Here is an 8,117-nt window from a genome sequence, read left to right on the forward strand (position 1 = left end):
TGCTCAGCGAGCCGGTTCGGGCTCCAGGTCCGCGGCCGGCGTGGGGGCAACGACGGACGCGGGGACCCGACGCGGGATGAAGGCCGCGATGAGCAGCGCCAGCAACGCGGCCGCGGCGCCGATCAGGAATGTCACCACGAACGCCCGGTGCGTCGGCACAAGGGCCGGGCCGAACGACATGGTCATGTTGGCCAGCACCACGGTCATCACGGCACTCGCGAAGGACGTTCCGACCATCCGCATCAGGGAGTTGAGGCCGTTCGCGGCCGCCGTCTCGTGCAGCGGGACCGAGCGCATGATCAGGGCGGGCATGGCCGCATACGCGATGCCGATCCCCGCACCGATGATGGTCGAGACGAGCGCGATCTGCCAGACCTCGTTCATCAGCACGGCGCCGATCAGGTAGCCGACGGCGATGACGACGGTGCCGACCATCAGGGTCGTCCGCGGGCCGTACCGGTTGGTGATGCGGGCCGAGACCGGCGAGAGCAGCATCATCACGATGCCTGCGGGCGCCATGCACAGCCCGGCCATGACCATCGACTGGCCGAGTCCGTAGCCGGTCTCCGGCGGTGACTGCAGCAGCTGCGGAACCGTCAACGACGTTGCGTACATGGCGAATCCGGTCATGACCGAGGCCAGGTTGGTCAGCAGGATCGGTCGGGAGGCGGACACCCGGAGGTTGACGAGGGGCGCTGCTGTGCGCAGCTCGGCGAACCCCCACGCCAGGAACACGACGAGGGCCGCGGCGAGCAACCCGAGGGTGGTCGCACTGGTCCAGCCCCACTCGGCGCCCTTGGTGATCGCCAACAACAGCGAGACGAGGCCGGCCGCGAGCCCCACCGCGCCGAGGTAGTCGAACCGGCCCGGATTGCGGACGGATGACTCGGGGACCAGGATCGCGACCGCGATCGCGACCAGGGCGCCCAGCACCGCGGATGCCCAGAACAGCATGTGCCAGTTGAAGTTCTGTGCCGTCGCCGCGGCCAGCGGCAGGCCGATCGCACCGCCGACGCCCATCGTCGAACTCATCACCGAGATCGCGCCGCCCACCTTCTCGGCGGGCAATTCGTCGCGAAGGATGCTGATGCCGAGCGGGATCGCCCCGGTCGCCGCGCCCTGCAGGATGCGGCCGATGATCACAAGGGGGACGGTCTCGCTCAGCGCGCACACCACCGATCCCGCGACCAGGAAAGCCATGCTGACCAGGATCATTCGCCGCTTGCCGAACATATCGCCGAGGCGGCCCGAGACCGGCGTGACGACGGCCGCGGCCAGCAGGGTGGAGGTGATGACCCAGGACGCGGTGGAGGCCGAGGTGTTCAACAGCTCGGGCAGGATGTGGATCAGCGGCACGACGAGGGTCTGCATGAGCGAGACCACGATGCCGGAGAACGCCAGCGTGGCGAGGATCCAGGTGGAGGAGCGGGTGCGCCGCGTCGCGCTGTCGGCAGCAATGGTCACGACGGACCTCTTCTCTTGTGTTCTATGCGCTGATCGAGTTCGAAGAAAGCAATAGATGTGTACGGTACACATCGTATGTATCGTGCACAATCGGTGGGAGTATGGCGGCGTGATGCGAGGATGACCCCGATGGAATCCGAGGAGATCGACCCGGGTCGCGGGTTGGAGCGCGAGATCACGCTGATGGCCCGCCACACCACCCTGGTGACCAAGCGATGGCTGGAACAGCAGGCGCTCGACCGATCCGCGTATCTGTTGTTGAGTCGCCTCGAGATCGGCGAGCCGATGACGTTGAAGGAGCTGGCGGACTCGTTCGGCCTCGACGTCTCGACGATCAACCGGCAGACCGCCGCGCTCGTCCGGCAGGGACTGGCCGAGAGAATTCCCGACCCGCAGGGCGGCACGGCGAGGAAACTCCGGCCGACGGAGGGCGGACTGCGCGCGCTGCGTTCCGACCGGCAGCACAACGTCGACGGCATCAACTCCCTCGTCGCCGATTGGGACGAGAAGGATCGACGGGATCTGGTTACCTTGTTGCGGCGGCTGAACGAACAGATCGAGGACCGACAGGGTCTCAGCTGGCCGAGGGACTGACCGACAAGCTGCGAGGGAGTTGCACGGATGGGCATCAACGAGGGACGCGTCGTGATCGTGACCGGCGCCGCGGGCGGCATCGGCCGTGAGCACGCGCTCGAGTTCGCCAGGCAGGGAGCGAAGGTCGTCGTCAACGACCTCGGGCCCGCCGAGGCGGTCGTCGAGGAGATCAAGGCGCTCGGCGGCGAGGCCATCGCGAACAAGGACGACATCTCGGACTTCGACGGCGCAGGCCGGCTGGTGCGCAGCGCGATCGATACGTTCGGCACCGTGCACGTGCTCGTCAACAACGCGGGCATCCTCCGCGACAAGATGTTCGTCAACATGACGGTCGATCAGTGGGACGACGTCATGCGCGTGCACCTGCGGGGGACGTTCGCGCCGTCGCAGCACGTGGCGTCGTACTGGCGGGAGCAGCACAAGGCGGGCACCCCTGTCGCGCACCCGCGCATCATCAACACCTCCTCGCCCTCGGGCCTGTACGGCAACATCGGGCAGGCGAACTACGGCGCCGCGAAGGCGGGCATCGCGGCGTTCACCGTGATCCTCGCCGACGAGCTGGCCCGGCTCGGCGTCACCGTCAACGCGATCGCCCCCACCGCTCTCACCCAGATGACCGCGGACCTAGAGGGTTTCGTCGCTGCGATGGAGGCCGAGAAGGAACGCACCGGCTTCGATGCCGCCGCACCGGCGAACATCTCGCCGACCGTCGTCTGGCTCGGATCGCCGGAGTCCGACGGCATCACCGGCCGGATCTTCAATGTGCACGGCGGTTCGATCAGCGTCGCGGAGACCTGGGTGGCGGGCCCCGGGGTGTCGAAGAACGCCCGTTGGGATCCGGCGGAGCTGGGGGAGGTCATCCCGGCGCTGGTCGCCGAGGCGCGACCGAACTCGGACATGGCCGGGCAGTCGCGCAACGAGAACTCGCGTCAGGGCCTGTAGCCCCGCACTCACCCCCGCCCGAGCAGATCGAGAGCGAAGCTCGCGTACTCCGCGGCGATCTGCTCGGGCGAGGACGGTCCATCGATCCGGAACCACTGCGGCAGTGATGTGCACATCGTCGAGATGGCCCGTCCGGCATCCCTCGGATGCCGCGTCATGAGGCTTCCCTCGGCGATCGCAGCGTCGATCTCGTCGTCGAGAAGGTATTGGATCTGATTGCGGGAGTCGGTGATCCGCGCCCGGTTCGCCGGTTCGAGGCTACGCATCTCGCTGGCGCCGATGAATGCGAGTTCCCTGCGGTGCGTGTGATAGAGCGCGAGCGCCTCGACGATGAGGCCGACGCGCTCGATCCCGCCGGTGCCCTGGTCCCGTGCCGCCCGCACCCGCCAGTGCAGCTCGTCCATCGTGAGATCGAGCGCCCGCACCAGTAGCTCCTGCTTGTCCCGGTAGTGGTGGTACATGCCGGGAACGCTCATGCCCGCCCGCTCGGCGATCGAGCGCATGGTCGCGCCGTGATACCCGGTCTCGACGAACGAGTCGATCGCGGCCGCGAGCACGGGGTCGACGCGCAGTGACGGGAACAAACGCCAGTCACCCGTCGACTGTGCAGTTGCCGCCGCCGCTCCTGGGGATTCGCGCCAGGAAGTGCGCACTCGGCGGTCCGCGGTGGAGGGTCCGCGGGCGAGGGTGGTGCCGGCATCGCCCACCAACCGTGCGGCGGTGGTGTCGAGCGCCCCGGCGAGGGCGTGCAGTCGCTCGACCGAGACGCCGGTCTTGCCGTTCTCGATGGCGCTGAGCGTCGCCGGGCTGATCGCCATCCGCCCCGCGAGCTCTCGCAATGTCAGGCCCGCCGACCGGCGCGTCCGCCTGATCGTGTCGGGCAGGTGCTCCGGCTTGGTCAACTCTCGATCCAATCTGTTCAGGAATGCTGAACATGCTACACGTTGGCATCTACTGAACTCCTTTGACGGGCAGACAAACCTGTGAGATCGTGTGGAAATCAGCTGCCGAGCGATCGTTCGGCTACGTGACGAAGGAGGAGTGAGTGTGTCGATCGATCTGACCTATTCCCCCGAGGTCCAGGACCTCATCGACCGCACCAGGACCTTCACCCGCGACGTCATCCTGCCCATCGAGGACGAGCACGCCGGGGACATCACGGCCGGCGGCGGCGACGCGCTGCGGATCGGCATGCAACAGGCGGCCAAGGCCGCCGGGGTGTTCGCCCCGCACGCCCCGCTCGAGTTCGGCGGCCACGGGTTGAACATGTCGGACCGTGCCCCGGTGTTCGAGGAGGCCGGCTACTCACTGTTCGGTCCCACCGCGTTGAACATCGCGGCGCCCGACGAGGGCAACGTCCACATGTTGGCGCACATCGCCAACCCGGAGCAGAAGCAGCAGTTCCTCGCGCCACTGGCCCACGGGGACGTCCGTTCGGCCTTCGCGATGACGGAGCCGGCACCGGGAGCGGGATCGGACCCGTCGGCGCTGACCACCCGCGCGGTCCGAGCGGATGGCGGCTGGCGGATCAACGGGCACAAGTGGTTCATCACCGGCGCCGACGGCGCCGGATTCTTCATCATCATGGCGCGCACCTCGGGCGAGCCCGGTCAGCGTGGCGGGGCCACGATGTTCCTCGCGCCCGCCGACAGTCCCGGGATCCGGGTGGGGCGACACATCGACACCCTGGACCGGGCGATGATCGGCGGGCACTGCGAGGTCTTCTTCGAGGACCTGCTGGTTCCCGACGCCGCGGTGCTCGGCGAGGTCGACCGCGGCTTCGAGTACGCCCAGGTGCGGCTCGGCCCGGCCCGGATGACCCACGTCATGCGCTGGCTGGGCGCCGCGCGCCGCGGCCATGACGTCGCGGTTGCCCGGGTAGCCGAGCGGGAAGGCTTCGGATCCAGGCTGGGCGACCTCGGCATGGTTCAGAAGATGGTGGCGGACAACGAAATCGACATCGCCGCCACCCGGGCTCTGCTGATACGGGCCTGCTGGGAGCTCGACAGCGGCGACCCGGCGTCGAACGCGACATCGATCGCGAAGACCTACGCCGCCGAGGCGGTCTTCCGGATCGTCGACCGCAGCATGCAGATGTGCGGCGGGATGGGGGTCTCCGGCGACCTGCCGCTGGCGCGGCTCTCCCGGGAGGTCCGTCCGTTCCGGGTCTACGACGGGCCGTCCGAGGTGCACCGTTGGGCCATCGCCAAGCGGGTCGTCGGGGCAGCCAAGCGCGAGCTGAGGGGTGCGAAGTGAGCCTTCCCGGAATGAACATCGCTGCGCTGCAGCGGTTCCTGTCCGACAGCTGCATCGAATTGCATGGGGAGCTGCACGTCGAGCTGATCAGCGGCGGCCGATCCAATCTGACCTACCGGGCCTGGGACGACCGGTCGTCGTGGGTGGTGCGACGGCCACCGACCAGTGGGTTGACCCCGTCGGCGCACGACATGGCTCGGGAGTACACCGTGACCTCGGCGCTGCAGGGCACGGCCGTGCCGGTTGCGCGGACGGTGGCCTTCGATGCCGACGGCTCTGCACTCGGCGCGCCGATGACGGTGGTCGAATTCGTCGAGGGCACGGTGGTCCGGGATCAGGCCGACCTCGCCGGGCTCTCCGATGATCAGGTCGAGGCCAGTGCCGACACGCTGGTGCGAGTCCTGGCCGATCTGCATGCGGTGGACTACCGGGCGGTGGGGCTGGGCGACTTCGGGCGGCCCGACGGCTTCGTCGCGAGGCAGGTGAAACTCTGGGCGGGACAATGGGATCGGGTCAAGACGAGGGAGCTTCCCGATGTGGCGGTCCTGCATGCCGCGCTCACCGAGGCCATGCCCGCGACCTCGGCCGCGTCGATCGTGCACGGCGACTTCAGGATCGACAACACGATCCTGGATCCCCGTGACCCGGGGCGGGTCCGGGCGGTGGTGGATTGGGAGATGTCGACGCTGGGTGATCCGCTGACCGACGTCGCCCTGATGTGTGTGTACCGGGACCCGGCGTTCGACCTTGTGCTCGGATCCCAGGCGGCCTGGACCAGCGATCGGCTGCCGTCGGCGGGCGCGCTGGCGCAGAGCTACGCCGTCGCGTCCGGCCGCGACCTCGGGGACTGGAACTTCTATCTCGCGCTCGCCAACTTCAAGTTGGGTGTGATCGGTGAGGGCATCACCCATCGCGCGCTGCAGGGATCGGACTCCGGCGCCGGCGCGGTGCGGGCCGCCGAGGCGACGCCCGAGTTCATCGCGGCGGGGCTGCGGGCACTGAAGGGAGTGACGCTGTGAGCGACGGCGAGAACAGGACGGCCCTGGTCACGGGGGCCTCGCGGGGGATCGGGCTCGGGATCGCGACTCGGCTCGCGCAGTCGGGATACTCGTTGACGATCACCGCAAGGGACCCCGCGCGGCTCGACTCCGTCGCGGATGGGCTGCGCGCCGCAGGGGCGCCCGAGGTGGTGCCGATCGCGGGCGACATGGCCGACGAGACCGATATCGCCAGGGTGACGGCCGCACACGCGGACCGGCTCGGCCCGATGACCGCGCTGATCCTGAACGCGGGAGTCGGCACCGCGGGGGAGATCGGGGACTTTCCGCTGCGCCGGTTCGACAAGACCGTTGCGGTGAACTTCCGCGGGCCGTTCCAGTTGCTCCAGGAGTCGTTGCCGTTGCTGCGGGCGGGCGCCGCCGCGAACCCGGGCCGTGGTGCCAAGGTGATCGCGCTCGCGTCCATCACCGGTGTGTACGCGGAGCAGGGCCTCGCGGTCTACGGCGCGACGAAGGCGGCGCTGATCAGCATGGCGGCGACGTTGAACGCCGAGGAGTCCGGCCGCGGGGTGTGCGCCACGACCATTGCGCCCGCGTTCGTGGACACCGATATGAGCGCGTGGACCCACGAGCAGGTGCCGCCGGGGGCGATGCTCGAGGTCAACGATGTCGTCGAGGTGGTCGACGCGCTGCTGAGGCTGTCGTCGCGGGCCGTGATCCCGAATATCATCATGGCCAGGGCGGGCACCGACGGCTATCGCGCCTGAAAGTCGCGCGCGCGACGGCCCGACCGCGTAGCCTCCCGCGGGTGATCACTCTGGCCGATCCCGCGATACGCGAGTTCCTGTCGGCGGGCACCCGGACGGGCAAGCTCGGTTTCACCGCGTCCGACGGCCGGCCGCTGGTCGCTCCCGTGTGGTTCGTCGTCGACGGTGACGATCTGGTCTTCAACACCGGCGCCGGCTCCGCCAAGGGCCGCGCCGTGGCGCGCGACGGCCGGGTGGTGCTCTGCGTGGACCTCGAACAGCCGCCGTATGCCTTCGTCCAGGTGCAGGGCGTGGCCACCGTGTCCGAGGACCCCGAGGAACTGATCCGCATCGCGACCGCGATCGGTGGCCGGTACATGGGGCCGGACCGGGCGGAGGAGTTCGGACGTCGGAACGGCGTGCCAGGGGAGCTGGTGGTGCGGCTCCGTCCGACCAAGGTGATCGCCGATCTGGACGTCACCGGCTGACCGGATCGTGTCCCAAGGTCACGGCCTGTGACCGAATCACAATACCGCTGTGACTAGCGCACAAGGTGCGTTCGCGTGCTGTGAAACGCCGCTGAGCTGGGAAGATGATCGAGCGTCCGCCGCGTCGAAGCGCTGGACGAGCGTGCGGATCGCGACAATCCGGGCCAGGTCTTGGACGCTTGTTAGAAGAAATACCAAAAGGGCATGAGCGGACCTGGTTGAGATGTAGATTACATCCTGCGGTGCGGGCAGAACTCGCCGCGATTTCGGGACGTTGCCACTCGTGGCGGCGTGATTGTTCCTCGGGAGGGCGATCAATGAGCGCAGGGTGGATCCATGGACTCGGTGCGCAGGGGGCTGCTTCGGTGTCCTTCACGATGAGGTTGAGACCTCGTCGCAGTTCGGCGATCGCGCGAACCGCGGGAAGTTGTGTGACCACGTGACAGGTCGCATGACCAGACGATAGTTCTCAGTGCGCTCGGCGCGCACCCGTTCCCGCTCGCGCGTATCGGCGATGCGGTCTCTTCCTTGTCGAATCTGATTTGGATCCTTACCTGTCTTTGCTGCGCCCATGGGCTGGGGGCGAGGGGATTCAAGTGGTTGTTTGGGACTCCGCGGTGTTCCGGAAA

General features: G+C 68.3%; 8 protein-coding genes. 6 read left to right on the forward strand and 2 right to left on the reverse strand.

What is annotated here, in order from left to right; translation table 11 throughout:
* Positions 1-3: 3 nt before the first annotated feature.
* Positions 4-1,536 carry an MFS transporter gene (locus tag C8K38_RS08190; protein WP_097211042.1) on the reverse strand — a complete coding sequence of 511 codons (1,533 nt, stop codon included), beginning with the start codon at positions 1,534-1,536 and terminating at the stop codon, positions 4-6.
* 57 nt (positions 1,537-1,593) lie between these two features.
* On the opposite strand from C8K38_RS08190, the gene C8K38_RS08195 reads away from it, so the two are divergent.
* Both C8K38_RS08195 and C8K38_RS08200 read left to right on the forward strand, forming a co-directional pair.
* Positions 1,594-2,058, forward strand: coding sequence for a MarR family winged helix-turn-helix transcriptional regulator (locus C8K38_RS08195; protein WP_097211104.1), 465 nt, complete (start codon positions 1,594-1,596; stop codon positions 2,056-2,058).
* A gap of 27 nt (positions 2,059-2,085) precedes the next feature.
* Positions 2,086-3,000 carry an SDR family oxidoreductase gene (locus C8K38_RS08200; protein ID WP_097211043.1) on the forward strand — a complete coding sequence of 305 codons (915 nt, stop codon included), beginning with the start codon at positions 2,086-2,088 and terminating at the stop codon, positions 2,998-3,000.
* 8 nt (positions 3,001-3,008) lie between these two features.
* On the opposite strand, the gene C8K38_RS08205 is transcribed toward C8K38_RS08200, so the two are convergent.
* Positions 3,009-3,902 (reverse strand): TetR family transcriptional regulator, encoded by an 894-nt coding sequence (locus C8K38_RS08205; protein ID WP_257017282.1) that lies wholly within the window; start codon positions 3,900-3,902, stop codon positions 3,009-3,011.
* A gap of 145 nt (positions 3,903-4,047) precedes the next feature.
* Here C8K38_RS08205 and C8K38_RS08210 point away from each other — a divergent pair, with 145 nt between their 5' ends.
* From C8K38_RS08210 to C8K38_RS08225, 4 genes are read left to right on the forward strand one after another with little or no spacing between them, the layout of a single operon-like run.
* A complete protein-coding gene (locus C8K38_RS08210; RefSeq protein ID WP_097211106.1) occupies positions 4,048-5,256 on the forward strand; it encodes an acyl-CoA dehydrogenase family protein in 1,209 nt (402 codons plus the stop codon).
* An 11-nt stretch (positions 5,257-5,267) separates the two neighbouring features.
* A complete protein-coding gene (locus C8K38_RS08215; protein ID WP_097211044.1) occupies positions 5,268-6,275 on the forward strand; it encodes a phosphotransferase family protein in 1,008 nt (335 codons plus the stop codon).
* Positions 6,272-7,021: an SDR family NAD(P)-dependent oxidoreductase gene (locus C8K38_RS08220; RefSeq protein ID WP_097211045.1), complete on the forward strand. Its 750-nt coding sequence runs from the start codon at positions 6,272-6,274 to the stop codon at positions 7,019-7,021. Before C8K38_RS08215 ends, C8K38_RS08220 begins: the two co-directional genes overlap by 4 nt.
* Before the next feature lie 41 nt (positions 7,022-7,062).
* Positions 7,063-7,488, forward strand: coding sequence for a PPOX class F420-dependent oxidoreductase (locus C8K38_RS08225; RefSeq protein WP_097211046.1), 426 nt, complete (start codon positions 7,063-7,065; stop codon positions 7,486-7,488).
* Positions 7,489-8,117: the final 629 nt, after the last annotated feature.

The organism is Rhodococcus sp. OK611 (genome assembly GCF_003050885.1).
Taxonomy (GTDB): domain Bacteria; phylum Actinomycetota; class Actinomycetes; order Mycobacteriales; family Mycobacteriaceae; genus Rhodococcus_G; species Rhodococcus_G oryzae.